Origin of the sequence: Variovorax sp. IB41 (assembly GCF_016405905.1) — a bacterium.
GTDB lineage: Bacteria > Pseudomonadota > Gammaproteobacteria > Burkholderiales > Burkholderiaceae_C > Variovorax.
Genome location: NZ_JAEFCB010000010.1, coordinates 26,577 through 50,392, shown reverse-complemented (window position 1 = coordinate 50,392; position 23,816 = coordinate 26,577). Strand labels below are relative to the sequence as shown.

At 67.9% G+C, this 23,816-nt stretch carries 31 protein-coding genes; 20 read left to right on the top strand and 11 right to left on the bottom strand.

All coding sequences use genetic code 11. The features are described 5' to 3' along the window. Positions 1-32: 32 nt before the first annotated feature. On the top strand, positions 33-245 hold the full coding sequence (locus JC881_RS18800) for a hypothetical protein (protein WP_198787228.1): 213 nt from the start codon (positions 33-35) through the stop codon (positions 243-245). Between the two features lie 55 nt (positions 246-300). Here the strand turns inward: JC881_RS18800 and JC881_RS18795 are convergent, their stop codons facing one another. From JC881_RS18795 to JC881_RS18785, 3 genes are all read right to left on the bottom strand, one after another. After that, on the bottom strand, positions 301-1,209 hold the full coding sequence (locus tag JC881_RS18795; RefSeq protein ID WP_198787227.1) for a DUF808 domain-containing protein: 909 nt from the start codon (positions 1,207-1,209) through the stop codon (positions 301-303). 94 nt (positions 1,210-1,303) lie between these two features. Next, entirely contained in the window at positions 1,304-1,999 is a 696-nt protein-coding gene (locus JC881_RS18790) for a PepSY-associated TM helix domain-containing protein (RefSeq protein ID WP_198787226.1), read from the bottom strand. A gap of 4 nt (positions 2,000-2,003) precedes the next feature. Next, entirely contained in the window at positions 2,004-2,522 is a 519-nt protein-coding gene (locus tag JC881_RS18785) for a GNAT family N-acetyltransferase (RefSeq protein WP_198787225.1), read from the bottom strand. Positions 2,523-2,608: 86 nt separating this feature from the next. Between JC881_RS18785 and JC881_RS18780 the strand changes: the two genes are divergently transcribed. From JC881_RS18780 to JC881_RS18770, 3 genes are read left to right on the top strand one after another with little or no spacing between them, the layout of a single operon-like run. Next, positions 2,609-2,758, top strand: a complete 150-nt coding sequence (locus JC881_RS18780) for a hypothetical protein (protein ID WP_013542593.1) — start codon at positions 2,609-2,611, stop codon at positions 2,756-2,758. Further along, entirely contained in the window at positions 2,755-3,060 is a 306-nt protein-coding gene (locus JC881_RS18775; RefSeq protein WP_198787224.1) for a VF530 family DNA-binding protein, read from the top strand. The genes JC881_RS18780 and JC881_RS18775 overlap by 4 nt, the downstream gene beginning before the upstream one ends. Then, positions 3,057-3,338: a 2Fe-2S iron-sulfur cluster-binding protein gene (locus JC881_RS18770; RefSeq protein ID WP_198787223.1), complete on the top strand. Its 282-nt coding sequence runs from the start codon at positions 3,057-3,059 to the stop codon at positions 3,336-3,338. Before JC881_RS18775 ends, JC881_RS18770 begins: the two co-directional genes overlap by 4 nt. On the opposite strand, the gene JC881_RS18765 is transcribed toward JC881_RS18770, so the two are convergent. Then, complete coding sequence (locus JC881_RS18765; RefSeq protein WP_269823192.1) at positions 3,335-4,636, bottom strand: MFS transporter; 1,302 nt, start codon at positions 4,634-4,636, stop codon at positions 3,335-3,337. The genes JC881_RS18770 and JC881_RS18765 overlap by 4 nt on opposite strands. Before the next feature lie 99 nt (positions 4,637-4,735). On the opposite strand from JC881_RS18765, the gene JC881_RS18760 reads away from it, so the two are divergent. After that, positions 4,736-5,398, top strand: a complete 663-nt coding sequence (locus JC881_RS18760; RefSeq protein WP_198787221.1) for an RluA family pseudouridine synthase — start codon at positions 4,736-4,738, stop codon at positions 5,396-5,398. Here the strand turns inward: JC881_RS18760 and JC881_RS18755 are convergent. From JC881_RS18755 to egtB, 5 genes are all read right to left on the bottom strand, one after another. Continuing rightward, a complete protein-coding gene (locus JC881_RS18755; RefSeq protein WP_013542598.1) occupies positions 5,385-5,825 on the bottom strand; it encodes a universal stress protein in 441 nt (146 codons plus the stop codon). The genes JC881_RS18760 and JC881_RS18755 overlap by 14 nt on opposite strands. 128 nt (positions 5,826-5,953) lie before the next feature. Continuing rightward, positions 5,954-6,709 carry a 2OG-Fe dioxygenase family protein gene (locus JC881_RS18750; RefSeq protein ID WP_198787220.1) on the bottom strand — a complete coding sequence of 252 codons (756 nt, stop codon included), beginning with the start codon at positions 6,707-6,709 and terminating at the stop codon, positions 5,954-5,956. After that, a complete protein-coding gene (locus JC881_RS18745) occupies positions 6,706-6,987 on the bottom strand; it encodes a DUF427 domain-containing protein (RefSeq protein ID WP_198787219.1) in 282 nt (93 codons plus the stop codon). Before JC881_RS18745 ends, JC881_RS18750 begins: the two co-directional genes overlap by 4 nt. 922 nt (positions 6,988-7,909) lie before the next feature. Continuing rightward, positions 7,910-8,806, bottom strand: coding sequence for an L-histidine N(alpha)-methyltransferase (egtD, locus tag JC881_RS18740; protein WP_233101907.1), 897 nt, complete (start codon positions 8,804-8,806; stop codon positions 7,910-7,912). Positions 8,807-8,919: 113 nt separating this feature from the next. Then, complete coding sequence (gene egtB, locus JC881_RS18735; protein WP_198787217.1) at positions 8,920-10,179, bottom strand: ergothioneine biosynthesis protein EgtB; 1,260 nt, start codon at positions 10,177-10,179, stop codon at positions 8,920-8,922. A 155-nt stretch (positions 10,180-10,334) separates the two neighbouring features. On the opposite strand from egtB, the gene JC881_RS18730 reads away from it, so the two are divergent. Continuing rightward, the gene (locus tag JC881_RS18730; protein ID WP_198787216.1) at positions 10,335-11,690 is read left to right on the top strand and encodes an NAD(P)/FAD-dependent oxidoreductase; all 1,356 of its coding nucleotides are present in this window, start codon (positions 10,335-10,337) and stop codon (positions 11,688-11,690) included. A 16-nt stretch (positions 11,691-11,706) separates the two neighbouring features. Further along, on the top strand, positions 11,707-11,955 hold the full coding sequence (locus tag JC881_RS18725) for a hypothetical protein (protein WP_198787215.1): 249 nt from the start codon (positions 11,707-11,709) through the stop codon (positions 11,953-11,955). Between the two features lie 334 nt (positions 11,956-12,289). On the opposite strand, the gene JC881_RS18720 is transcribed toward JC881_RS18725, so the two are convergent. Together JC881_RS18720 and JC881_RS18715 are read right to left on the bottom strand one after the other, a co-directional pair. Next, on the bottom strand, positions 12,290-12,832 hold the full coding sequence (locus JC881_RS18720) for a thermonuclease family protein (RefSeq protein WP_198787214.1): 543 nt from the start codon (positions 12,830-12,832) through the stop codon (positions 12,290-12,292). Between the two features lie 79 nt (positions 12,833-12,911). Continuing rightward, complete coding sequence (locus JC881_RS18715) at positions 12,912-14,603, bottom strand: long-chain fatty acid--CoA ligase (protein ID WP_198787213.1); 1,692 nt, start codon at positions 14,601-14,603, stop codon at positions 12,912-12,914. A 220-nt stretch (positions 14,604-14,823) separates the two neighbouring features. Between JC881_RS18715 and JC881_RS18710 the strand changes: the two genes are divergently transcribed. From JC881_RS18710 to JC881_RS18650, 13 genes are all read left to right on the top strand, one after another. Then, entirely contained in the window at positions 14,824-15,360 is a 537-nt protein-coding gene (locus tag JC881_RS18710) for a CHRD domain-containing protein (protein WP_198787212.1), read from the top strand. A 130-nt stretch (positions 15,361-15,490) separates the two neighbouring features. After that, a complete protein-coding gene (locus JC881_RS18705) occupies positions 15,491-15,931 on the top strand; it encodes an OsmC family protein (protein ID WP_198787211.1) in 441 nt (146 codons plus the stop codon). Between the two features lie 41 nt (positions 15,932-15,972). Next, positions 15,973-16,947: a Bug family tripartite tricarboxylate transporter substrate binding protein gene (locus tag JC881_RS18700; protein ID WP_198787210.1), complete on the top strand. Its 975-nt coding sequence runs from the start codon at positions 15,973-15,975 to the stop codon at positions 16,945-16,947. Between the two features lie 82 nt (positions 16,948-17,029). Beyond that, a complete protein-coding gene (locus tag JC881_RS18695; RefSeq protein ID WP_198787209.1) occupies positions 17,030-17,803 on the top strand; it encodes a GntR family transcriptional regulator in 774 nt (257 codons plus the stop codon). Next, positions 17,800-18,600 carry a transporter substrate-binding domain-containing protein gene (locus JC881_RS18690; RefSeq protein ID WP_198787208.1) on the top strand — a complete coding sequence of 267 codons (801 nt, stop codon included), beginning with the start codon at positions 17,800-17,802 and terminating at the stop codon, positions 18,598-18,600. Before JC881_RS18695 ends, JC881_RS18690 begins: the two co-directional genes overlap by 4 nt. Before the next feature lie 15 nt (positions 18,601-18,615). Further along, complete coding sequence (locus JC881_RS18685; protein ID WP_198787207.1) at positions 18,616-19,278, top strand: amino acid ABC transporter permease; 663 nt, start codon at positions 18,616-18,618, stop codon at positions 19,276-19,278. 27 nt (positions 19,279-19,305) lie between these two features. After that, the gene (locus JC881_RS18680; RefSeq protein WP_198787206.1) at positions 19,306-19,959 is read left to right on the top strand and encodes an amino acid ABC transporter permease; all 654 of its coding nucleotides are present in this window, start codon (positions 19,306-19,308) and stop codon (positions 19,957-19,959) included. Beyond that, positions 19,943-20,728 carry an amino acid ABC transporter ATP-binding protein gene (locus tag JC881_RS18675; protein WP_233101892.1) on the top strand — a complete coding sequence of 262 codons (786 nt, stop codon included), beginning with the start codon at positions 19,943-19,945 and terminating at the stop codon, positions 20,726-20,728. The genes JC881_RS18680 and JC881_RS18675 overlap by 17 nt, the downstream gene beginning before the upstream one ends. A gap of 196 nt (positions 20,729-20,924) precedes the next feature. Continuing rightward, on the top strand, positions 20,925-21,413 hold the full coding sequence (locus JC881_RS18670) for a GNAT family N-acetyltransferase (RefSeq protein ID WP_198787377.1): 489 nt from the start codon (positions 20,925-20,927) through the stop codon (positions 21,411-21,413). A gap of 72 nt (positions 21,414-21,485) precedes the next feature. Then, positions 21,486-22,067, top strand: a complete 582-nt coding sequence (locus tag JC881_RS18665; RefSeq protein WP_198787205.1) for a DUF1439 domain-containing protein — start codon at positions 21,486-21,488, stop codon at positions 22,065-22,067. Further along, entirely contained in the window at positions 22,064-23,056 is a 993-nt protein-coding gene (locus JC881_RS18660; RefSeq protein WP_198787204.1) for a glycerophosphodiester phosphodiesterase, read from the top strand. The genes JC881_RS18665 and JC881_RS18660 overlap by 4 nt, the downstream gene beginning before the upstream one ends. Continuing rightward, positions 23,053-23,328 (top strand): hypothetical protein, encoded by a 276-nt coding sequence (locus tag JC881_RS18655; protein ID WP_198787203.1) that lies wholly within the window; start codon positions 23,053-23,055, stop codon positions 23,326-23,328. Before JC881_RS18660 ends, JC881_RS18655 begins: the two co-directional genes overlap by 4 nt. Positions 23,329-23,352: 24 nt before the next feature. Further along, entirely contained in the window at positions 23,353-23,766 is a 414-nt protein-coding gene (locus JC881_RS18650) for a hypothetical protein (protein WP_198787202.1), read from the top strand. Positions 23,767-23,816: the final 50 nt, after the last annotated feature.

Genomic DNA, 23,816 nt, shown 5'->3' with positions numbered 1-23,816 from the left:
TCACTGCCCCGACCGACTGAAAACGACAAGCCATGGCCAAACCCCAACGCACCCTCCGCACGCTCGAACGCGGCATCCTCTGCCTCGTCATCGGCGCCGCCGTCCTGCTGGCGCCGCGCTTCCTGCAGGGCACGCGCTGGTTCGAGATGGTGGCGGGCGCGTACATCGTCGGCTGGTTCGCGCTGGTGCTGGGCATCGCGCTGGTCGGCGTCGGGCTGTTCCAGCGCAACAAGCAGCGCCCCTGAAAGAAAAAACCCGCCGTTCGGCGGGTTTCGTCGCGATGAGCGCGCGGCGGCAGACTCAGCTTTTCTTGCCGCGCAGCTTGCCCACGAGCTCCACGACCGCCAGCACGATCGCGCCAGCAACGAGCCCCACGACGGCGTTCACGCCCATCGAGCCCAGCGTGCCGAACACGCCGCCCGTGGCCTTGGCCCAGTCTTCGACCGCATGGCCGAACGCGGGCACGCCGTGCACCAGGATGCCGCCGCCCACGAGGAACATGGCGGCCGTGCCGGCGACCGACAGCGCTTTCATGAGCCAGGGCGCCGTGGCCAGGATGCCGCGGCCCAGGGCCCGGGCGGCGGCGCTCGCGCGCTGGCTCAGGTAGAGGCCCGCGTCGTCGAGCTTCACGATGCCGGCCACCAGGCCGTAGACGCCGATGGTCATGATCAGCGCGATGCCCACCAGCACGCTCAGCTGCGTGGTGAATGGCTGGCCCTGCACGGTGCCGAGCGTGATCGCGATGATTTCGGCCGAGAGGATGAAGTCGGTGCGCACGGCGCCCTTGATCTTGTCCTTCTCGATCGCCACCACGTCGACCGCCTCGTCGGCCACGGCCTTCTCGTGACGTTCTGTGTCGGCTTCGTGTTCCTTCTTGTGCAGGAACTTGTGCGCGAGCTTTTCGGCGCCCTCGAAGCAGAGGAAGGCGCCGCCGACCATCAGGAGCGGCGTCACCAGCCAAGGCAGCCAGGTGCCGATGGCCAGCGCCGCGGGCACCAGGATGGCCTTGTTGATGAACGAGCCCTTGCAAACCGCCCAGACCACCGGAATTTCGCGCTCGGCCCTGACGCCGGAGACCTGCTGCGCGTTGAGCGCGAGGTCGTCGCCGAGCACGCCGGCCGTCTTCTTGGCGGCGACTTTGGTGAGGATCGACACGTCGTCCAGGACGGTCGCGATGTCGTCGAGCAGCAGGAGCAGGCTGGTGGCCATGTGAAAAGGTCAGTCTGAAAAAGAAGCGGCGAGCTTAGCCGCAGCGGCTGCGCGCGCGCGCAATAACCGTTTGCGGCAGCCTGCGCGCCGCCGGTCAGAGCGCGCTGAGCGCGATGGCCAGCACCGCGGCCAGCGACGCGCCGAAGAGCGCCAGGCCCACGCGGCGGCGGCGGTGCGTGAGCATCCACAGCGCCACGCCCGAGAGCGACAGGAAGATCAGGCTGCCGGCCAGCGTGTCCACCAACAAGATCCACGCGAGCGGCATGCCGCCGCCCTTGTGCATGCTGGTGAGCGTGGCGACGAAGCCGTTGTGCGTGGTGTTGACGCCGACCGAGCGATTGCCCTGCCAGTAGTCGGCCTGCACGGTCTCGTTGGGCCCGCCGAAGTTGAAGACCCAGTGCGCCGGCTGCGTGAGCGCGGGCGCGGTCTTGTCGCTCTTGTCGGCCCACGCCACCGGCTTGGCCGGTTCGATGCGCGACGAAGCGGGCGGCCCGCTCATGCGCAGCGCGCCCTGCAGCCACTGGCTCATCGCCTCGGGCGTTGCGGGCACCGGATCGGGCAGCGCCAGCTGGGCGCGCGTGCGCTCCTGGGCCTGCGGCAGCTTGAGCACGTTGCGGTGGTTGAGCCAGATGCCGCTGAAACCGAACAGGAGCCCCAGCACCGCGCCCCAGAGGCCGAACCAGCCGTGCGTGCGGCGAATCCATTGCACGAGGGTCGTGCGGCGCTGGTGCGCGAGCACCCGCGCCGCGTGGTTGCTGTGGCCGGCGTCCGGCGCGGTCGGTGTCGTCATGCGGTCAGGCGACGGTGCGCTTGAGGCGGATTTCTTCGATGCGCACGGTGCCCAGCAGCGTGGTCTTGGCGGTCTTCATCTCGCGCTTGAAGCCCGCGAGCTCGTGGAAGCGCATGGCGCGGTCGTTGCGAATGGGCACCCAGATGGTGACCGTGGTGCAGCCCTCTTCCTCGAGGCCCTCGCGCGCGGCGTCCCAGAGGGCGACGCCCACGCCCTTGCCCCAGTGCTCGGGCTTGACGTAAATGGCCCAGAGCTCGCCCGTGGTGGACGGCGTCTTGGGGTCGCGCGAGCGGTCGAAGCCGACGAAGCCGACGATTTCGCCGTCCAGCGTGGCCACCTGCACCTGCGGCTCGCTGTATTCGATGGCTTCGCGCCACTTGGCTTCGCGGGTGGCCGGGGCCAGCGTGCGCAGCTCTTCTTCGGGGAGGATGCCTTCGTAGGCGGCCTTGGCGGCCAGGGCATGGACTTCGGCGACGGCCTTGGCGTCGCGCATCGTGGCGGGGCGAACTTCGTAATCGGACATGAATGCAGGAAATCGGATGGAACCGGCTATTGTCGCCGCACCGCTAAACTGCCCGCTGCATCCGTAGCATCAACTGGAGAAAAGTCATGGCAAAGAGTCAGCAACGCAGCACCAAGGAAGCCAAGAAACCGAAGAAGGACACCTCGCCGCCCAAGCCCGTGGGCACCGGCGGCATCGAGCCGGTCCGCACGATCACCACGGCGGTGATTCCGCGCGGCAAGCTCAAGAACAAGTGACCGACGAGGCACCGGCCGGGCCCCCGCCGGAGGCCCCGGCCAAACCGGCCCAACCCCGCAACCCGCTGCACGGGCTCACGCTGGAGGCCATCGTCACCTCGCTGGCCGATTGGTACGGCTGGGAACAACTCGGCGAGCTCGTTCCCATCCGTTGCTTCCAGATCGACCCGAGCGTGGGCTCCAGCCTCAAGTTCCTGCGCAAGACGCCGTGGGCACGCGAGAAGGTCGAGAGCCTTTATCTCTTCATGCTGCGCGAACAGCGCCGCGAGCAGCAGCAGCAACAACAGCCGCCCCGGGAATGAAGGTCCGCCTCGAGCCCTCGGGCCTCGGCTTCGAGACCGAACCGGGCACCACGCTTTTGAAAGCGGCCGAGGCGGCCGGCATCGAACTGCCGAGCTCCTGCCGCAACGGCACCTGCCGCACCTGCATCTGCCAGCTGGTGTCGGGCCATGTGCGCCACATCATCGAATGGCCCGGCCTGAGCGCCGACGAAAAGGACGAGGGCTGGATCCTGCCCTGCGTGGCCGAGGCGCTGGACGACCTCACGCTCGACGCGCCGAAAGCCTTTTCGGTTTTCTAGACCGGCTCCGCGGGCTTGATCGGCGCGATGGGCTTGGCGCCAGAAGGCATCGCCACCACGAGGCGATCGCGCTGCGCCAGCGACGGGAACAGCTTGAACCACGTCAGCGCCACCAGCATCGTTCCCACGCCGCCCACCACCACCGACCCCACGGGCCCGAGCAGCGCCGCCGTGGCGCCCGATTCGAATTCGCCCAGCTGGTTGCTCGCGCCGATGAAGATCGAGTTGACCGCGCTCACCCGCCCGCGCATCGCATCGGGCGTCTCCAGCTGCACCAGCGTCTGGCGGATCACCACGTTGACCATGTCCGCCCCGCCCGACACCGCGAGCGCGATGAGCGAGACGATGAAACTCTTCGAAATGCCGAACACCACCATGCACAGGCCAAAGAGCCCGATGGCCAGGAGCAGCGTGCGCCCCACGTGGCGCTCGACCGGCCGCCGCGTGAGCGCGATCGACATCACCAGCGCTCCCACCGCGGGCGCGCCGCGCAAGAGGCCGAGCCCCCAGGGGCCGGTATGCAGGATGTCCTTCGCATAGATCGGCAGCAGCGCCACCGCGCCGCCCAGCAGCACCGCGAACAGGTCGAGCGAGACGGCGCCGAGCACGGGCTTGCGCTTCCAGATGAAATCGACGCCCGCGAACACCGTGGACAGCGTGACCGGCTCGCGCGCGGCCGGCGTGTAGGCATAGCGCAGCCGCAGCACCAGCACGCAGGCGACGACGAAGAACGCCACGCTCGCGCCGTACACCACCGACATGCCCGCCACGAAAAGCAAGCCGCCGAGCGCGGGTCCGCCGATGATCGCGCCCTGCATGCCGGCCGAGCTGAAGGCCATGGCCCGCGCGAGCATCGAGGGCGGCACCAGCAGCGGCGTCAACGCCTGCTGCGCCGGCATCTGGAAGGCGCGCACCGCGCCCAGCACCAGCGAGAGCCCGAGCAGCAGGCCACGCGTGTCGTGCTTTTCCAGCACGGCCAGGAGCAGCACGAGGCCCACGAGCCCCTGCACCGCGAAGCACGCCGCCACGATGCGGCCGCGGTGGTGGCGGTCCACGATGTGCCCGGCCAGCAGCGCCAGCAGCAGCGCGGGAACGAACTGGTAGAGCCCGACGAGGCCCAGGTCCCAGGCGCTGCTGGTGAGCTCGTACATGTGCCAGCCGATGGCCACCAGCAGCATCTGCGAGGCGGCGGTGCCGAAGAGCCGCGCCGTCCACATGTGCATGAAGGGGCGCTCGCGCGTCAGGTCGGAAAAGCTGGGCTGGGGAGAGGAAGCGGAGGCGGAAGCGGAGCCGGACATTGTGCGTCGAGGATAGCCCAGGCGCCGTGAGCCGCCCGTTAGCAAGGCGCAATGCCCTCCCTGCCTGCCCTTCGCGCCCTCTCTACACTCGCTTCCTCCATGACCGCGCCGCCGCTGCAACCGATTCACGAAGACGCCCACCTGCTGGTGCTGGAGAAGCCCGCGGGCCTGCTCTGCGTGCCCGGCCGCGGCGACGACAAGCAGGACTGCCTGAGCGCCCGTGCGATGCGCCAATGGCCCGTTGCGCTCGTCGTGCACCGCCTGGACATGGCCACCAGCGGCCTCGTGGTGATGGCGCGCAGCCTGGACATGCAGCGCGCATTGAGCGCGGCCTTTGCCGACCGGCAGGTGCACAAGCGCTACGAAGCCATCGTCGATGGCGCGATGCCCGTGCGCGAGGACTGGTCGGTCATCGATGCGCCGCTGATGGCCGACTGGCCGCGCAGGCCCCTGCAGAAGACCGACCCCGCGGGCAAGCCCAGCCTCACGCGCTGGCGTGCGCTCGCGTCATCGGTGCAGGGAGAAATCAGCGCGACTCATGTGCTGCTCGAACCCGAGACGGGCCGCTCGCACCAGCTGCGCGTGCACCTGCTGTCGATCGGTCATCCGATTCTTGGCGATGCGTTGTATGGCGATGCCGCGGTGCAGGCGCGTGCGCCGCGCCTGATGCTGCATGCGAGCGAGTTGGCCTTCGTGCACCCGGCGACGCAGCGGCCCCTTCGCTTCGAGAGTCCTTCAGGCTTCTCGCTCAGCCGCCCTTGACCACGAGCACCGGCATGGTCGCGTCCTGCAGCACGCGCTGCGTGACGCTGCCCAGCAGCAGCTTCTCGATGCCGCTGCGGCCGTGCGAGCCCATCACGATCAGGTCGGCCGCGATGGCGATGGCCGTGTCCACGATGCCTTCGTGCACCACGTGCCCGTCGATGACGCGCTGGTCGCTGTGCAGGCCTTCGGCGGCCAATGCGGCCACGCCGCGTGCGAGGGCCGCATTCGCGCTCGCGGTGGCGGCGGCGAGGTATTCGTTCTGGCCGAGCGCATAGTCCGCGCCCACGCCGATGAAGGGGTAGTTGTCGATCACGTGGATCAGCGTGATGCGGCTTCCGAAAGCCAGTGCGAGGCCACTGGCCTTGCTGACGGCGAGCATGGAAGTTTCAGAACCGTCGATGGGAACCAGGATGTGATTGAACATGGCGGACCTCGCTTTCGTTCGCAGACAGACACGGCTCGAAGTCGAACCGGGTCCCGAATTTAACCGCTACGCCGGTGGGCGGCTGTAGGACTCGGGCCAGCGGCACCCGCAAGTGCCGCCAAAGCGCTTCAATCGCCCTGGAAACCCTGCGATCGGCAGGTGATCACGAGCGTATCGCGCCAGCCCGCGCCGCCCTCTTCGAGCGGCTGGATCGGCGTGGATTCGTGGATGACGCGCGCGTCGTCGAGCACGAGCAGCGTCCACGGCTCGGTCATGGTGAAGCGCTCGCCGCGCCGGCCGTTGGCCTCGAACACGCGCGTCTCGCCGCCCTTGATGCCCTGGCGGCCGACCAATGCGACAGCCACGAGATCGACGCCGTCGCGGTGCGCGCCTTCGGGGGTCGGGCGGCCGATGCCGCCCGCGGTGTCGATGCGGAACTGGTGCGCTTCGACGAACCATTTCTGCGGCGCGCCGCGCATCTCGCTCGCCGCGGTACCCAGGTGCTGCAGCAGCCGCTGCCACACCGGCTGCACGATGGTCTCCGCGAGCATCGGCGCGAACCAGCGCTGCATGCCGCCGTGCAGCGCGTTGTATTCGACCGGCTGCCAGTGCGCGCGGTGCGGCACCTGCTGCAGCGTGGCGTTGTCATCGGCCTCGACGGTGAAGCAGGCATGGCGCCGCGTGCGGTAGCGGCCGCCGTCCTTCAGGTACTCGTCGGGCGGAAGGTCGTTCCAGTCCGCGTGCAGCGCCTCGAGCTGCGAGAGCGGTGCGCCGAGCCACTCGCTCACGCCCTGCGGGCTGAGCACCGCGTAGCCCTGTTCGCGCAGCGCGGCGGGCAGTTCGGCGGGATCGATGAAGGGCGGCGTGAAGGCGGCGGTGGTCACGCGGCGACCTTCACATCCTTCCAGAACGCGACGCGGTCGCGAATTTCCTCGGCTTCGGGCTTCGGGTCGGCGTAGTACCAGGCGGCGTCCGTGTTGAGCTCGCCGTTGACCAGCAGCGAGTAGTAGCTCGCGGTGCCCTTCCAGGGGCAGGTGGTCTTGTGGTTGCTGAAGGTGACGTGATCGCGGTTGAGCGAACTCATCGGGAAGTAGTGGTTGCCTTCGACGAGCACGGTGTCGTCGCTTTCGGCGATGGTGACGCCGTTCCAGGTTGCTTTCATGAACTGATCTCCGGGGGAGTGGTGCGGGGGGAGCTGGCCGTTGCGGTGGCCTGATCGCTGGCGCACGGGGCTTGGGTATTGTGCCGTTGCTTGGCTTGCGTGATTTCTTCGGGGATGTATGAACGTTATTGAGGTGGTTTTTTTCCGAGGCCGGGTCTCGCCCCGGCGGGCGACTTACTTTCTTTTGCTTCGCCAAAAGAACGTAAGCAAAGAAAAGGCGACCCTGCTGTCTGCGTCCCTACGCTTCGCTTCGGGCAACCTGCGGTGCTCGCGTTTCGCGGGGTCTCGCCGAACTCGCTTCGCTCAAACAGCGGCGAGCCCTTGTCCGCGAAACGCTCCGCTCCTCGGCGCAGACAGAAGGGGTTGGGGGACCGGCACGCCATCGCTGCGCTCGGCGCCTGGACACCCACGAGCCTTTGCTTCGCTCGGCTTGGATTGGCTCCCTCCCCTTCCGGGGGAGGGTTGGGGTGGGGGCACGCGGCGCTCGTTGAAGCACTGCCGTGTTGCGAGCGCCGTCGTGCCCCCATCCCAGCCTTCCCCCAGCGGGGGAAGGAGCAATGCATCAAGGCCCTGTGTTGCAGGTCTTGTCTTTCTTCCTCCCCCCTTGGGGGAGGGCCGGGGTGGGGGCACGGAGGCCGAGCGAAGCAAAGGCCCGAGCGCAAGCCGAGCGAAGCGATGGCTTGTTCGGTATCCACCCCCCTCTGGCTGCGCCGAGGAGCGCAGCGTTTCGCGGATCAGGGCTCGCCGCTGTCTGAGCGCAGCGAGTTCGGCGAGACCCCGCGAAACGTGAGCACCGCAGGTTGCCCGCAGCGAAGCGGAGGGTCGCAGACAGTGGGGTCGCCTTTTCTTTGCTTACTTTCTTTTGGCGAAGCAAAAGAAAGTGAGTCGCCCGCCGGGGCGAGACCCGGCCTCGGAAAGAAAACTAGGCAGCCAGCCAGTGAACACTGAAGAGCTTCTCCGGATCCGTCCACACAGCCCCCGGCCGAAACCCGGCCCGCACAGCCAGCGCACGCAACCCATCCACAGTGAATTTGTGCGAGTACTCCGTATGAATGGTCTCGCCCTCCTCGAACCCAAACCGTTCCCCATTCAAGGAAACGCTCTGGGCCTTGCGGCTCACCAGATGCATCTCGATCCGTTGCCGAGGCGCGTTGTAGAACGCCGCATGCGCGAACCCATCCAGATCGAAGTCCGCATCCAGCTCGGTATTCGCACGACGCAACAGATTCAGATTGAAGTCCGCAGTCACCCCTTGCGCATCGTTGTAAGCCGCATGCAACCGCTCCGGCGCCTTCACCAGATCGACGCCGATCAAGAGCCCGCCGCCGCGCAGCATCCGCGCTGCCAGCTGTAGAAAAGCCAGCGCCTCCTCAGGCTCGAAATTCCCGATGGTCGAGCCCGGAAAGAACCCCACGCGCCGCCCCGCGCCAGCCAGGGGCGCAGGCAGCACCAAAGGCATCGTGTAGTCCGCAGCAATGGGCTGCACCACAAGCGCCGGATAGTCCGCCTTCAACCGCTCCGCCGCCGCCTCGAGGTGCTCGCCCGAAATGTCGATCGGCAGATAGCGCTTGGGCGACTCGAGCGCATCGAGCAGCAGCCGCACCTTGGTGAGCGACCCCGCGCCGAACTCCACGATCTCGGCGTTCGGTCCGATCTGCTCGGCGATCTCGTCCGCGCATTCGCCGAGGATGCGCAGCTCGGTGCGCGTCGGGTAGTACTCGGGCAGGTCGCAGATGCGGTCGAACAGCTGCGAGCCCGCCGCGTCGTAGAAGAACTTGGGCGAAATGCTGCGCGGCGTGCGCGCCAGGCCCGCCTGCATTTCCCGCCCGAATTCGGACAGCGGCACGACGGCCGCCGGCGAGCGGGGCGTCTTCGCCGACTTCGAGGCCACGAAGGAAGAGAGCGACGAAGAAGAAGTTGGATTGCGCATGATCAAAGGTCTTTCGCGAGCCGCAGCCCCGAGAATTGCCAGCGCGCTGCCGGCGGAAAAAAGTTGCGATAACTGGGCCGCGCATGCCCGGCCGGCGTGGCCACGCTGCCGCCGCGCAGCACCAGTTGCCCCACCATGAACTTGCCGTTGTATTCGGCTGCGATCCCGGGCATCGGACGAAAGCCGGGGTACGGGTCGTACGAGGAACGCGTCCACTGCCAGACATGGCCGGTCATCTGCGTGATGCCGGGCGCGTCGAACGCGGCCTCCCATTCGAACTCGGTCGGCAGCCGTGCGCCGGCCCATTCGGCATATGCAGCGGCTTCATAGAAACTCAGTTGCGCCACCGGCGCATCGGCCTCCATCGGCCGCACGCCGTGCAGGCCGAACACATGCCATTCGGCCGTGCCTTGCTGCTGCGTTCCGAGGTCCAGGCGCGGGTCGTCGGCCGCGAGCCAGTACGCCGGATGGCGCCAGCCATTGGCCTGCACCGCGGCCCATCCATCGGAGAGCCAGAGCTCCGCACGCTGATAGCCGCCATCGGCGATGAACTGCGCATAGTCGCCGCAGTTCACCAAGCGGTCCGCAATCGCATACGGCTGCAGCAGCGCCTTGTGGCGCGGCGTCTCGTTGTCGAAAGAAAAGTCCTGCCCTGCATGCCCCACCTCGGCGATGCCGCCATGCTGCGAGAGCCAGCGCACTGGGGAAGGCACAGCAGCCAGGCGCAATGCAGGGCCGCTTGCTGCCTTGTACGCAGGTAGCAGCGGATTGCACGACAGCGCATGCAGGATGTCGGTGAGCAGCAGCTCCTGGTGCTGCTGCTCGTGATTCAGCCCGAGCGTGACGATGGGCTCGATCGCCGCCCAGTCCTGCTCGTCGACGCCACCTTCGAGCAACGCGAGCACCGCCTCGTCCACGTGCCGCCGGTAGGCATGCACCTCGTCCACCGAAGGCCGCGTGAGCAGCCCGCGCTGCGGGCGCGGATGCCGCGGGCCGAGCGCTTCGTAGTACGAATTGAAGAGGTAATGAAATCGCGTGTCGAAAGGCTGGTAGCCCTCGGCATGCGGTTGCAGGAGCACCGTCTCGAAGAACCACGTCGTGTGCGCCAGATGCCATTTGGTCGGGCTCGCATCGGGCATCGACTGGATGCACTGGTCTTCGGCGGAAAGCGGGGCGGCCAGGGCCAGGGTCGTGGCGCGCACGTCGCGGAATCTGTCGCGCAGTGCGCTCGCCGCCTGTGTGATCGGCCGGGAAAGCGTCATGGGGTCTCCAGTCGGGTCAGCAGCAAGTTTTAGCCCATCCGGGTCGGCGCCGTCCGTAGGACAAAACGCCGCAGGGCCGCCGCCGGAAATTCGACGGGCAGCCACTGTGGCACAAGATGGCAGGGCGTGCAGGACGGCTGCGTATCATCCGTTCGATGCAAACGAACACCTCCTCGAGCGGGCCTGCCCGGCCCAGCGTCGTCATCGTCGGCTGCGGATTCGGTGGACTCGAGGCGGCCCGCAAGCTGCAGCGCGCCGATGTCGATGTCACCGTGATCGACAAGACCAACCACCACCTGTTCCAGCCCCTGCTCTACCAGGTGGCCACCGCCGGGCTCGCCGCGCCCTCCATCGCGGCGCCGGTGCGGGCGCTCTTTCGCAAGCAACCGAACATCACCACGCTGCTGGGCGAGGTGAGCGCCATCGATCCGGCCGGCCGCACGGTGCAGCTGGCCAGCGGCACCGCCGTGCCCTACGACCACCTGATCGTCGCCGCCGGCGCCACGCACAGCTATTTCGGCCACGACGAATGGGCGCCCGTCGCGCCGGGCCTGAAGACGCTGGCCGATGCCTTCGAGATCCGCCGCCGCGTGCTGCTGTCGTTCGAGACCGCCGAGACCACCACCGACCCCGCCCGCCGCCGCGCCCTGCTCACCTTCGTGGTGATCGGCGCCGGCCCGACCGGCGTGGAGATGGCCGGCACGCTGGCCGAGATCGCCAAGCACACGCTCTCGGGCGAGTTCCGCCACATCGACCCGAGCAGCTCGCAGGTGCTGCTGGTCGAAGGCGGCCCGCGCGTGCTGCAGGCCATGCCCGAAAGCTTGAGCCAGAAGGCGCTCGAACAGCTGGAAAAGCTCGGCGTCGAAGTGCGGCTGAATGCGCGCGTCACCGCCATCGACGCCACCGGGCTCGAAGTGCAGACCGGCGGCGGCGCGGACGGCGCACCGGTCGCGAGCTACCGAATCGATAGCAGCTGCGTGGTCTGGGCCGCGGGCGTCGCGGCCTCGCCGCTGGGCCGCATGCTGGGCACGGCCACCGGCGTCGAATGCGACCGCGCGGGCCGCATCAAGGTCGAGCCCGACCTGAGTCTTGCGGGCCACCCCGAGATCAGCGTGGTGGGCGACCTCGCGGCCGCCATGAGCCACGCGCCCGGCAAGCCGCCCAAGCCGGTGCCCGGCGTGTCGCCCGGCGCCAAGCAGATGGGCCGCGCCGCGGCCTCGAACATCCTGCGCCGCATCGCGGGCCAGCCGACCGTGCCGTTCCGCTATGCGGACTACGGCAACCTCGCCACCATCGGCCGCAACTCGGCGGTGGTGGACCTGGGCACGCCCTTCGGCCCGCTGCGCTTCAGCGGCCGCCTCGCGTGGCTGTTCTGGCTGTTCGCGCACGCGTACTTCCTCATCGGCTTTCGCAATCGCATCGTCGTGATGATGGACTGGGCCGGCGCGTACTGGAGCTTCCAGCGCAACGCGCGCGTCGTGGCCGACGTGCAGGGCAAGAGCGAATCCTGATACCGGAGCCGGGGCCATGTCGATGATCTGGTGGATCGCCATTCACGCCATCGAGGCGCTGTTCCTCGTCTGGGTGCTGCGCTGGGGCGGCGCGGAGCGGCTGGAGGGTTCGTGGGCCTCGGGCTTCATCAGCAACTTCGCACCGCGCTGGAGCGCCGAGGGCCTGCGCATGGCGGCGCTGATCCTGCTGGTGTTCTGCGCGATCACCTTTGTCGCGGGGCTGTTCATGCCCTCGCTCCGGTGCTGGAGCAGCGGGGCCTGCTGAACGCCGCCGCTTCTTTCGGCCTCAGGTCCCGATCACGCCGCCATCGTTTGTCGTGATGCGGCGTGCACAGGCCACCGGGTACTCCCCTCCGCGAATGTCCCCCGGGCTTCGCCCTCCTCCTTGATTTCGCTGCGGGGAGCACCCGATGCCCTGCGCACGGGGGCACGCTCTGGGTGAACCGCCGATCAACGACCGCTCTGAAGCGCTCGCGCTGGCGGTGGGCTCTGTTTCGCGAAATCAAGGAGGAGGCCGCAGGCCGGGGGACATTCGCGAAACAGAGCCCACCGTCGGCGGGAGTGCCGCCCCGAACAAAGCGCCCCGAACGGAACAGGCCTCAGAAGAAGCCCGCCCCCCAATGCGACTCGCGCGACTCGCGCGACTCACGCTGCTGCTTTCGCCAGTCCCACGGCGGCACCGGCTTCGCATCGGCCCACAGCCCCAAGTGCCGCGAGCGCGCGCTGTCCTGCAGCTTGAAGAGCCCGCCGCCACGCTTGGTCGCGATCTTGTTGTAGTCGTACACCCAGGCCCAGCCCTCGGACACCATGCGGTTGCCCACGTCCTCGCCATTGCACGACACGTCGGCCACGGTGCGGCCGTAGCGGTCGGTGTCGCGCTCGGTGATGACCGCCTTCTCGGCGTAGCACAGGCGGCTGAGCGCCTGCCGGCTGCGCTGGCCGTAGGGCTGCTTTTTCTCAGGCGCGTCGATGGCGGCGATGCGCACCTTGACCTGTTCGTAAGACCCGATGTGCCCGCAGCGCGCGGTGAGCGTGTCGCCGTCGGTCACGCCGACGACCAGGCAGGTGCGCGGCGCGGCTTGCGCCAGCAGGGGGAGGGAGAGGAAAACGGAGAGAAGGAAAGTCGGTCGAAAAAAGCGCATGCAGGAATGGAACGGACGCGTTGCGAGAAGAGAGAGGGGAAAGATTCTCGACGCGAAGCGCCCGCGCCATCCGGCCGAATCATTTGTTTTCGTCTTCCTGCAACAGCCGCCACATCACCTTGCCGCTGCCGCTCTTGGGCAGCGCCTCCACGAACTGCACCTTGCGCGGGATCTTGTAGACGGCCATGTTCTCGCGGCACCAGTCGATGATGTCCTGCTCGGTCGTGTCCTTGTGCGTCGGGCGCAGCACCACCACGGCCTTGACCGATTCGCCGCGGTAGTCGTCCTTGGTCGAGATGACGCAGGCCTCCTGGATCGCGGGGTGGCGGAACATCAGGAGCTCGACCTCGGCGGGCCACACCTTGAAGCCGCTCGCGTTGATCATCCGTTTGAGGCGGTCGGTCATGAAGAAGTAGCCGTCCTCGTCCATGCGGCCCATGTCGCCCGAGCGGAAGAAGCGCTTGCCCTCGAACTCGACGAAGGCCGCCCGCGTGGCATCGGGCCGCTTCCAGTAGCCCTGGAACACCTCGGGGCCGTGGATGATGATTTCGCCCGATTCGCCGATGGACATTTCCACCAGTGTGTCGGGGTCGACCACGCGCGCGTCGGTGCTCATGAACGGAATGCCCAGGCACTGCTGCTTGGGGTTTTCCGACGGGTTGGTGTGCGATGGCGCAGCCGTCTCGGTGAGGCCGTAGCCCTCCTGGTACTTCAGGCCGTACTGCTCGAACAGGCGCTGCGCCACCGCCTGCGGCATCGCCGCGCCGCCGCCGCCGATGTGGGTGATGCTGGAGAGGTCGTAGCTCGCGAAGTTGGGGCTGGCCATGAGGTCGATCACCATGGTCGGAATGTTCGTCCAGCTCGTCACCTTCCAGCGCGAGATGAGCCGGCCGGCCACGTCGCGGTCCCAGCGCGGCATGATGACCAGCGTGGCCGCCGCGAGGATCGAGGTCTGCAGCATGCTCACCACGCCGGTGATGTGGAACATGGGCACCACGGCCAGCACCACGGCTTCCGACGTCGCATGGCCCCAGAGCTGGCCCGAGACGGCGTTGTGCATCAGGCTCGAATGGTGGTGCACGCAGCCCTTGGGCAGACCCGTGGTGCCGCTGGTGTAGGGCAGGAGCGCCATGTCGTTGGCGCCCACCACGTGCGCGGGCGCCGGGTGGCCGGCTTCGAGCGCGTCGGTCCATGCCGTCACCTGGCCGCCGGCGAGCGCGGGCAGCGGGTGGCGGGTGGTGAGCCAGGCGGTCCAGGCGGGGGCCGGGGCGTCGTCGCCGGACACATCGGCGTCGAAGGCGTCGGTGAACTGGGTCACGATGATGTGCGCGAGCCGCTGCTCTGCCGGCAGCGCATCGCTGGCCTTGGCCAGCTCGGCCGCGAGGTCGCCGGTGGTGAGCGCCACCTTGGCGTCGGGGTCGACGATGTAGTGCTTGAGCTCCTCGGCGCGGTTCATCGGATTGACCGGCACCACCACCGCATTGGCCCGCAGGATCGCGAAGTGCGCGACGACGAGCTGCGGGCAGTTCTGCATGTTCAGCACCACGCGGTCGCCGCGCTGCACGCCCAGCGCATGCAGCGTGCCGGCCAGCCGCTCGACCTGCTCGGCCAGTTCGCGGTAGCTCATCACCCGGCCGAAGAACACGAGCGCGGCCTTGTCCGGATAGCGGGCGGCGGAGACCGAGAGGTTGTGCCACAGCGACGTGGCGGGAACGGTGAGCGAATGCGGCAGGCGTTTGGGCCAGAACTTGTAATGCGGGCGTTGTTGCATGGTGAGAACAGGCGGGGAAGAGAACAGGCGGAGAAAGGACCCGGAGCGGGGAAAAGACAAAGGCACGCCAGCCTAAGCGGCCCAGCCCGCGCCTCCCATCGGGGAAGCCCCCGGACCGTCACCTTGGCGACGCCCTTTTTTCGTATGCCCCGGCATCGGCTATCGTGCGGGCCCCGGGCCGTGTGCCCGCAGCCAGGCCCTGTCCTTCATGCGCGAACTCTTGCGAAAAACATTCCGGCGACGGTCCATCCTCCTGGGGGGCGCGCTGGCCGCCTCGGGCTGCGCGCTGGTCTCGGGGATCGGATTGCCGGACGACACGGCCGCCGTGCCGCGCGATCCGCCGGAGTGGGTGCCGATCGACTGCTGGCTCGGCACCGAGGACGTGGTGCCGCGCCACGCCGGCAACGCGGGCGGCTCCATGTTCGGCACGCTGACGCTGGCCACCGGCGTCTTCAAATGGCGCGTGAACTACGCGCGCCTGAGCGGACCGGCCACGCTCGCGGGCTTCTACGGCCCTGCGGCCAAGGGCAGCAACGGCCCGTTGGCGATCCAGTTGCCGCCGCACAGCCAGGGCGTGCAGCACGGCGCGGGCCCCGACGCCGGCTACGAGCTGACCGGCACCAGCACGCTGACACAGGCCCAGGTGGCCGATCTCATGGCCGGCCTCTGGTACGTCAGCGTGTCGACGCGAACATGGCCGGCGGGCGAGGTGCGGGGACAGCTCAAGCGCAGCACGGCGGGCGTGCACGGCGGTTGACCCGCGCGCCCCCGACGCGATGGGGGAGACGCGATGCGCCCTGCGACTACAGACAGGCGCGGCTTTCGGAGCGATACCTGAGGCTCTCCCTCCGAGCAATCCATCCACCCACCCGACCGAAGGAATTTCCATGGCAGCAGACAAGCACGCAAGCGTTCACTGGGAAGGCGCCGGCAAGACCGGCAAAGGCCAGGTCAGCACCGAGACCGGCGCCCTCAAGGACTACCCCTACGGCTTCGCGAGCCGCTTCGAGGACGACAAGCGCGGCACCAACCCCGAGGAGATCGTCGGCGCGGCCCATGCGGCCTGCTTCACGATGGCCTTCGCCTTCGCGCTGGAAGCGGCGGGCCTCACGGCCACGCGCATCGACACCAAGGCCGCCGTGCGGCTGGCCAAGGACGGCGCCGGCTTCAAGATCGACCGCATCCAGCTCGAACTGGACGCGGCCGTGCCCAACCTGGACGAAGCGAAGTTCCAGGAAATCGCGGCCGCCGCCAAGGCCGGCTGCCCGCTGTCGAAGGCGCTCGCGAGCGTGCCCGAGATCACGCTGAAGGCCACGCTGGCGGCTTGAGCGCGCTGCTTATGATCGTCTCCACAACAAGGAGACGGATCATGAACAAGCCCAACCGGGCCGCGCTGGCGGCCCTTTCCTTTGCTCTTGGCGCATTCGGCACCGCGGCCATCGCCGCCTACCCCGACAAGCCGATCAAGGTGGTCATCGGCTTCCCCGCCGGCGGCCCGCTCGACCAGCATGCGCGCCTTCTCACCGACAAGCTGCAGGCCGTGCTCGGCCAGCCGCTGATCGTCGACTACAAGCCCGGCGCGGGCGGCTCGGTCGGTGCCGATGCGGTCGCCAAGAGCCCGGCCGATGGCTACACGCTGATGCTGGCCAACACCGGCGTGGCAGTGATCAACGGCGCGCTCTACAGCAAGCTGCCCTACAACACGCAGCGCGACTTCGTGCCGATCGCGCGCACCGCGATGCAGCCGCTCGCGCTGCTGGTCACGCCCAAGCTGCCGGTGCAGAACCTGAAGCAATTCATCGACTACGCCAAGGCGCGGCCCGGCCAGGTCAACTACGGCTCGGCGGGCAACGGCGGCATCAGCCACCTCGTGCCCGAGATGTTCAAGACCGCGACCGGCATCTTCATGGTGCACATCCCCTACCGCGGCAGCGCGCCGGCCTTCACCGATTTGATGGGCGGGCAGGTGCAGTTCATGGCCGAGTCCATTCCGCAGGCCGCCAACTATCACAAGCAGGGCAAGGTGCGCGCGCTGGCCGTGACCAGCCGCGAGCGCAACCCCGCGCTGCCCGACGTGCCGACGGTCATCGAGTCGGGCGTCAAGGGCTTCGAGGTGGTGGGCTTCTATGGCTTCCTCGCGCCGAAGGACACGCCGAAAGACGTGGTCGCCAAGCTGAGCGATGCCTTCAGGCAGGTGCTGACCAGCCCCGAGGTGCGCGAGCGCATGGTGAGCCAGGGCGCGGACCCGGCCTACCTCGGGAGCGAAGACTTCGCGCGCTTCCTCGCGACCGAGACGCCGCGCTGGGACAAGGCGGTGAAGGCGTCGGGCGCGCGGATGGATTGAGCGCGCGCCGGCACCCGCCGGTCCATTTCGGTGCACACGTCTTGCATACCAGTTGGCACAAAAGCTGCTGGTATGCAGGCGAATGTCTACATCCGCATCCGAAATCAGTGCACGCATCGTCGAAGCGGTGATGGCGCAGAAGCTCGCGCCGGGCTCGCGCCTGGGCGAGCAGCAGCTGGCCATGCTCTTCGACTGCAGCCGCACCATCGTGCGCGAAGCCCTCACCCGGCTGGCGGCGCGCGGCATCGTCACCGTGAGCGCGCGGCGCGGCTGGTTCGTGATCGAGCCTTCGCAGGAAGAAGCGCGCGAAGCCTTCGAGGCGCGGCGCGTGATCGAGCTGGGCCTCATCCGCAGCGCGGGCAGCACCGGCAAGATCGACAAGACCGCCCTGCGCCAACTGAAGGCGCACCTGCAGCGTGAAAAGGCCGCACTGAAAGAGAGCGACGTCGGCAACCGCAGCTTTCTGCTCGGCGATTTCCATGTGTGCCTGGCCGAGTGCCTGGGCAACACGCTCTTGGCCGACACGCTGCGCGACTTCACCGCGCGCACCACGCTGATCGCCATGCTCTACCAGAGCACGCACGACGCGGTGCAGTCGTGCGAAGACCACGTGCAGATCGTCGCGGCGCTCGAGCGCGGCGACCACGCCGCCGCCGAGGCGCTGATGGCCGCGCACATCGGCACGGTGCAGTCGGCGCTGCGCGTGCAGGCGCCCACCGATCCGCTCGCGCAGCTGCGCGATGCGCTCGCGCCGCTGCACAACACGGCGGCCACTTCTGCCAAACCCAAACGCCGCAAGCCCGCGTCATCCCCCGACGACACCGATTCATCGACTTACCTAGGAGCCCTGCTATGACTTTCTCTGCATCGAAACGCCACCTCGCCCTCGCGTTCGCTTCCGTCGCCCTGCTGGCCACGGCCGGCGGCGCCCACGCCCAGAACGCGCTGGACAACGTGCTCAAGGCCAAGACCATCAAGATCGCCGTGCCCACCGACTACCCGCCGTATGGCTCGGTCGACAAGAACATGAAGCCGCAGGGCCTCGATGTGGAGATGGCCGAGCTCATCGCCGCCAAGCTGGGCGTGAAGATCGAACTGGTGCCCGTCACCAGCGCCAACCGCATTCCGTACCTGCAGACGCGCAAGGCCGACCTCGTGATCTCCACGCTCGGCAAGAACCCCGAGCGCGAGAAGGTGATCGAATTCACGTCGGCTTATGCGCCCTTCTTCCAGGCCGTGTACGCCGCCAAGAGCATGAAGCTCACCGCCTTTTCCGACATGGCCGGCAAGACCGTCGCCGTGACGCGCGGCGCGATGGAAGACCAGGAGCTGAACAAGGTGGCGCCGCCGAACGTCGACTACCGCCGGTTCGAGGACAACAACGCGACCATCGCGGCCTTCGTGGCCGGCCAGACGCAGACCCTCGCGACCAGCGCGGCGGTCGCCGGCGACATGCTCGCCAAGAATCCGAAGGTCAGCGCGGAGTTCAAGCTGCTGCTGAAAGACAGCCCCTGCTTCGTGGGCGTCGCCAAGGGTGAAACCGCCTTGAAGACCAAGGTCAACGAAATCATTGCCGCCGCCAGGAAAGACGGCACGCTGGACGCCATGTCCAAGAAGTGGCTCGGCAAGGCAGCCGGCGATCTTCCCGTCTGATCGAATCGCGCGGCCATGGGCATCGAATTCGACTTCGGAGCGGTTCTCGCCGAATGGCCGCTGCTGCTGCGCGGCGTGGCGTGGACCATCGGCCTCACGGCCATCGGTACCGTGCTCGGCATGATCGTGGGCACGTTCTGCGCGTGGGCGCGTGCCGGCGGGCCCGTGTGGCTGCGCGCCATCGTGGGCACGTATGTGGAGCTGATCCGCAACACGCCCTTCATCGTGCAGCTGTTCTTCATCTTCTTCGGGCTGCCGGCGGCGGGCGTGAAGCTCTCGCCCGAGGTGGCATCGGTGATCGCGATGGTGATGAACCTGGGCGCGTATTCGACCGAGATCATCCGTGCCGGCATCGAGGCCACGCCCAAGGGGCAGATCGAAGCGGCCGTGAGCCTCGCGCTCAGCAAGGCGCAGGTGTTTCTGCGCGTGGTGCTGCCGCCCGCGCTCAAGAAGGTGTGGCCCGCGATGGTGAGCCAGATCATCATCGTGATGCTGGGCTCGGCGGTGTGCGGCCAGATCTCCACCGAGGAGCTGAGCTACGCGGCCAACCTGATCCAGAGCCGCAACTTCCGCGCGTTCGAGGCGTTCATCATCGCGACGCTGATTTACCTCGCACTCTCGGTGGCGCTCAGGCGGCTGCTCGACTGGGCGGGGCCGAAGTTCTTCTTCGGCCGCTGAACGCATGACTGAAGGACACCCATCGCCATGAGTGATTTTTCTTTGTGGGACATCGTGCGCAACCTGCTGATGGCGCTGCGCTGGACCGTCGTGCTCTCGCTGATCGCCTTCATCGGCGGCGGCATCGTGGGCGGGCTGCTGCTGTTCGTGCGGCTGCGCGGCGGCAAGCTTGCGGGCAAGGCCGTGGGCCTCTACGTGCAGCTCTTCCAGGGCACGCCGCTGCTGATGCAGTTGTTTCTCGCCTACTTCGGCATCGCGCTGTTCGGCATCGACGTGTCGGCGTGGACCGCGGCGAGCGTGGCGCTCACGCTCTACACCAGCGCCTTTCTCACCGAGATCTGGCGCGGCTGCGTGGCCTCGATTCCGAAGGGCCAGTGGGAAGCATCCGGCAGCCTCGCGCTGAGCTTCGGCGAGCAGATGCGCCATGTGATCCTGCCGCAGGCCGTGAAGATCGCGATCGCGCCGACGGTCGGCTTTCTGGTGCAGGTGATCAAGGGCACGGCGCTCGCCTCGGTGATCGGCTTCGTCGAACTCACCAAGGCCGGCAGCATGATTTCGAACGCCACCTTCAAACCCTTCGTGGTGTTCAGCTGCGTGGCGTTGCTTTACTTCGTGCTGTGCTTTCCCGTGAGCCTGTACGCCAAGAACCTCGAGAGGAAGACCCATGGCCGCCGTGCTTGAACAAGCCAAACCCGAACCCGCGAGCGCCTTCGCCGCGCCCATCGTGCGCATCACGGCGCTTCGCAAGTCCTACGGCACCAACGAGGTGTTGAAGGGCATCGACCTGGATGTGAAGCGCGGCGAGGTGATCGCCATCATCGGCAAGAGCGGCTCGGGCAAGAGCACGCTTTTGCGCTGCATCAACGGGCTGGAAGTGTTCCAGGAAGGCTCGCTCACCGTGGACAGCAAGCCGCTGCTGCACGAGAGCGCGATGGCCATGCGCGAGCTTCGCCAGCGCGTGGGGATGATCTTCCAGAGCTTCAATCTTTTTCCGCACCTCACGGTGGGCAAGAACGTGATGCTCGCGCCGACGCTGGTGAAGAAGCGCTCGTCGTTGGAGGCCGCCTCGCAGGCGCGCAAGCTCCTCGAACGCGTGGGCCTTGCCGAGAAGTTCGATGCGATGCCCGACCAGCTCTCGGGTGGCCAGCAGCAGCGCGTGGCGATCGCCCGTGCGCTCGCGATGGAGCCGGCTGTGCTGCTGTGCGACGAGATCACTTCGGCGCTCGACCCCGAGCTGGTGGGGGAGGTGCTTCGCGTGGTGGAGTCGCTGGCCGACGAGGGCATGACGCTCCTGATGGTGACGCACGAGATGAGCTTCGCGCGCAAGGTGAGCGACCGGGTGATCTTCATGCACCAGGGGCGGGTGCACGAGATGGGGGCGCCGGGGGAGCTGTTCGGGAATCCGCAGACTGCGGAGTTGAAGCAGTTTCTGTCTTCGCTGCACGACTGATTTTTTGCGCTGTCGGTTCGGGGGTGGGTGCACAGGCCGCCGGGTGCTCCCCTCCGCGAATGTCCCCCGGGCTTCGCCCTCCTCCTTGATTTCGCTGCGGGGAGCACCCGACGCCCTGCGCACTGGGCACGCTGTTGGTGTGCGGCCGATCAACGGATGCTCCGGGGGCTTCGCGGTCCGCTATCCTCGCGCCGCGATGAACATCGAAAAAGCCCAGCCTTCCGAAGCGGCCACTGTCGCCGCCGTTCTCAACGAAGCCGCTCAATGGCTCGCCACCGAGGGGAGACCTTTGTGGTCAGCCACCGACATTGGCATCGAGCGCATCCAGCGCGACACCGATGCGGGGTGCTACTTCATCGCACGCGAAAACGGAGACGTGGCCGGGGTGGTTCGGATCGACATGGAAGATCCCTTCTTCTGGCCCGAGATCGAGGCTGGAAGCTCGGCGTTCGTGCACAAGCTGGCCGTTCGCAGGTCGTGGGGCGGCAAGGGCGTCTCGGCCACCCTGCTGACCTTTGCGCGCGAACACGCCCGCAGCCTCGGCCGGCCGTACCTGCGCCTGGATTGCGTGGCGGACCGGCAGGCGCTGCGCACGCTCTACGAAGGCTTCGGTTTCGTGCTGCACAGCGTCATCCAGAAGGAAAACGGGTCTTTCGCCCGCTACGAAATGCGCATCGACGGCTGACTGTCCGACAGGCGGTGGCGCCGCCTTGGCGCTGGCGGGAACGCATCGGCCTGTGGCAAGCTCGGAACCCCTATGAACCTCCGCCCTCCGTCCCTCACCTCCCGCCGCCGGATGCTGCAGGCCCTGCTCGGCACGGCCGCCCTGCAGGCCCCGTTCGCGGCGCTGGCCGGCTTCAACTTCTTCACCAGCGAATACACCGCGAGCCGCGACGAGCTGCAGGCGATGATCGCCAAGCGCTTTCCGGTGGCCGAGCGCTATGCCGAGATCTTTATGGTCGGGCTGCGCGATCCGCAGTTGGGGCTGGATGCCGCCACCAACCGCGCGGCCCTTACTGCCACGCTGACGATCGCGAGCCCCCTCCTGGCGGCCTCGCCGGTGCAGGGCGTCGTGTCGATGAGCAGTGCGCTGCGCTACGACGCGGCCACGCGCACGCTGCGGCTGGATCGCCCCAAGTCCGAGCGCCTCGAACTGCAGGGCGTGGAAGGCCGCGATGCCGAGCGGCTGCAGAAGGTGGGCGCGGTGGTCGCGCAGGAACTGCTGCAGGGCCAGGTGCTGCGCAGCTTTACCGCCGACGAACTCACCGTGGGCCGCAAGACCTACGAGATCGGTGACATCACCGTGCAAGAAAACGGCATCAAGGTGCAGCTGAAATGAAATACCCCCTGCTCGTGGCCGCACTGCTCGTTGCGGGCTGTGCCGCCATCGTTCCCACCGCGAAGCAGCACTTCGACCTGCAGGCTCACCGCGGTGGCCGCGGGCTCGCGCCGGAGAACACGCTGGCCGCATTCTCGAACGCGATCGACCTGGGCGTGACGACGCTGGAGTTGGACATCGGGCTCACCGCCGACAACGTGGTCGTGATCTCGCACGACACCGCGCTCAACCCCGACCACACGCGCGATGCCAACGGCAACTGGCTCCCGGGCAAGAGCGGCGCGGCCGTGCGTTCGCTCACGCTGGCGCAGTTGCAGACCTACGACGTGGGGCGCCTGAACCCCACGAGCAACTACGGCAAGCAGTTCGCATTGCAGCAGCCGCGCGATGGCGAACGCATCCCGACGCTCGCCGCGCTGTTCGCGCTGGTGCAGGCACGCGGTGCCGCCGCGGCCACGGTGCGCTTGAACATCGAGACCAAGATCGATCCGAACAAGCCGGACGAAACCGCGGCGCCCGAGCCGATGGTGCGCGCGCTGCTCGCCGAGATCGACAAGGCCAGGATGGCCGACCGCGTGACCATCCAGAGCTTCGACTGGCGCACGCTCGCGCTCGTCGGCCAGCTCGCGCCGCAACTGCCACGCGCCTACCTCAGCACGCCGCGCACGCTGAAGGACAGCCGCTGGACCGCGGGCCTCGATGCGGCCGGCTTCGCTTCGGTGCCGCAGCTGGTGCAGGCGGCCGCTGGCAAAAGCGCCGGGCCGGTGATCTGGTCGCCGGCCTATGCGGACCTCACGCCGGCCGTCATCAAGGAAGCGCAGAAGCTCGGCATGAAGGTGCTGCCCTGGACGGTGAACCAGCGCGCCGACATGCAGCGGCTGATGGACTGGGGCGCGGACGGCCTCATCACCGACTACCCCGACGTGCTGCGCGACCTCATGCGCGAGCGCGGGCTGTCGATGCCGCCTTCCGCAAAGGTGGCGGGATGAGCACGGCGCAGCAACTCGACGCCATCGCCGCACGCATCGCGGCGCTCGGCGGTGGCGGCGGATCGGTCGCCGCGCTATCGAACGAAGCCCGGGCCAGCACCGAACTGCTCGGCGCCCTGCCCCCGCGCTACGGCGAGGTGCTGCTGAACCTGCTCGACCGGCTCGAATCGAGCGCGCTCTTCAGCGAAGAGAGCTGCTCCTTCAGCCAGAAGGACCTGCTGGACAACCTGCAGGTATGGGTCGACAAGGCCCGCGGCCAGCTGGTGTCTTAGGGCACCGGTTTATCATCCCGCCCCATGCGCACCCTGCTGCTCGCCCTCATGATCGCCCTGCTGCCCATCCGCGGCTGGCTCGGCGATGCGATGGCGGTGGAGATGGTGCGGCACGCGCTGCCGGCCGCATCGCTGGTTGCACAAGAGGCCACCCCGGCCTCCGTCGCGGCAGATGCGCATTGCCATGAAGCCATGGAAGCATCCGATGGCGGCATGGCCACCATGGCGCACCACGACGAAGGCAGCAGCAGCGACCACGGCACCGACCACCAGGGCTGCGGCACCTGCACCGTCTGCCAGGTCTGCCACACGGTGGCGCTGGGCGGCACACCCCTCATCGATATCGTGCACGGCGCGCCTCAAGCGCCACCGGCGGCCCATGCGGCCCGCTTCGCGAGCGCAGAGCCCGTCCTGGGCCTGAAGCCGCCCATTTCCTGATCTCCCTGCCCGTAGTCCGTCCGCAGTGAGCCCCTGAGGCTCTCGGCGTT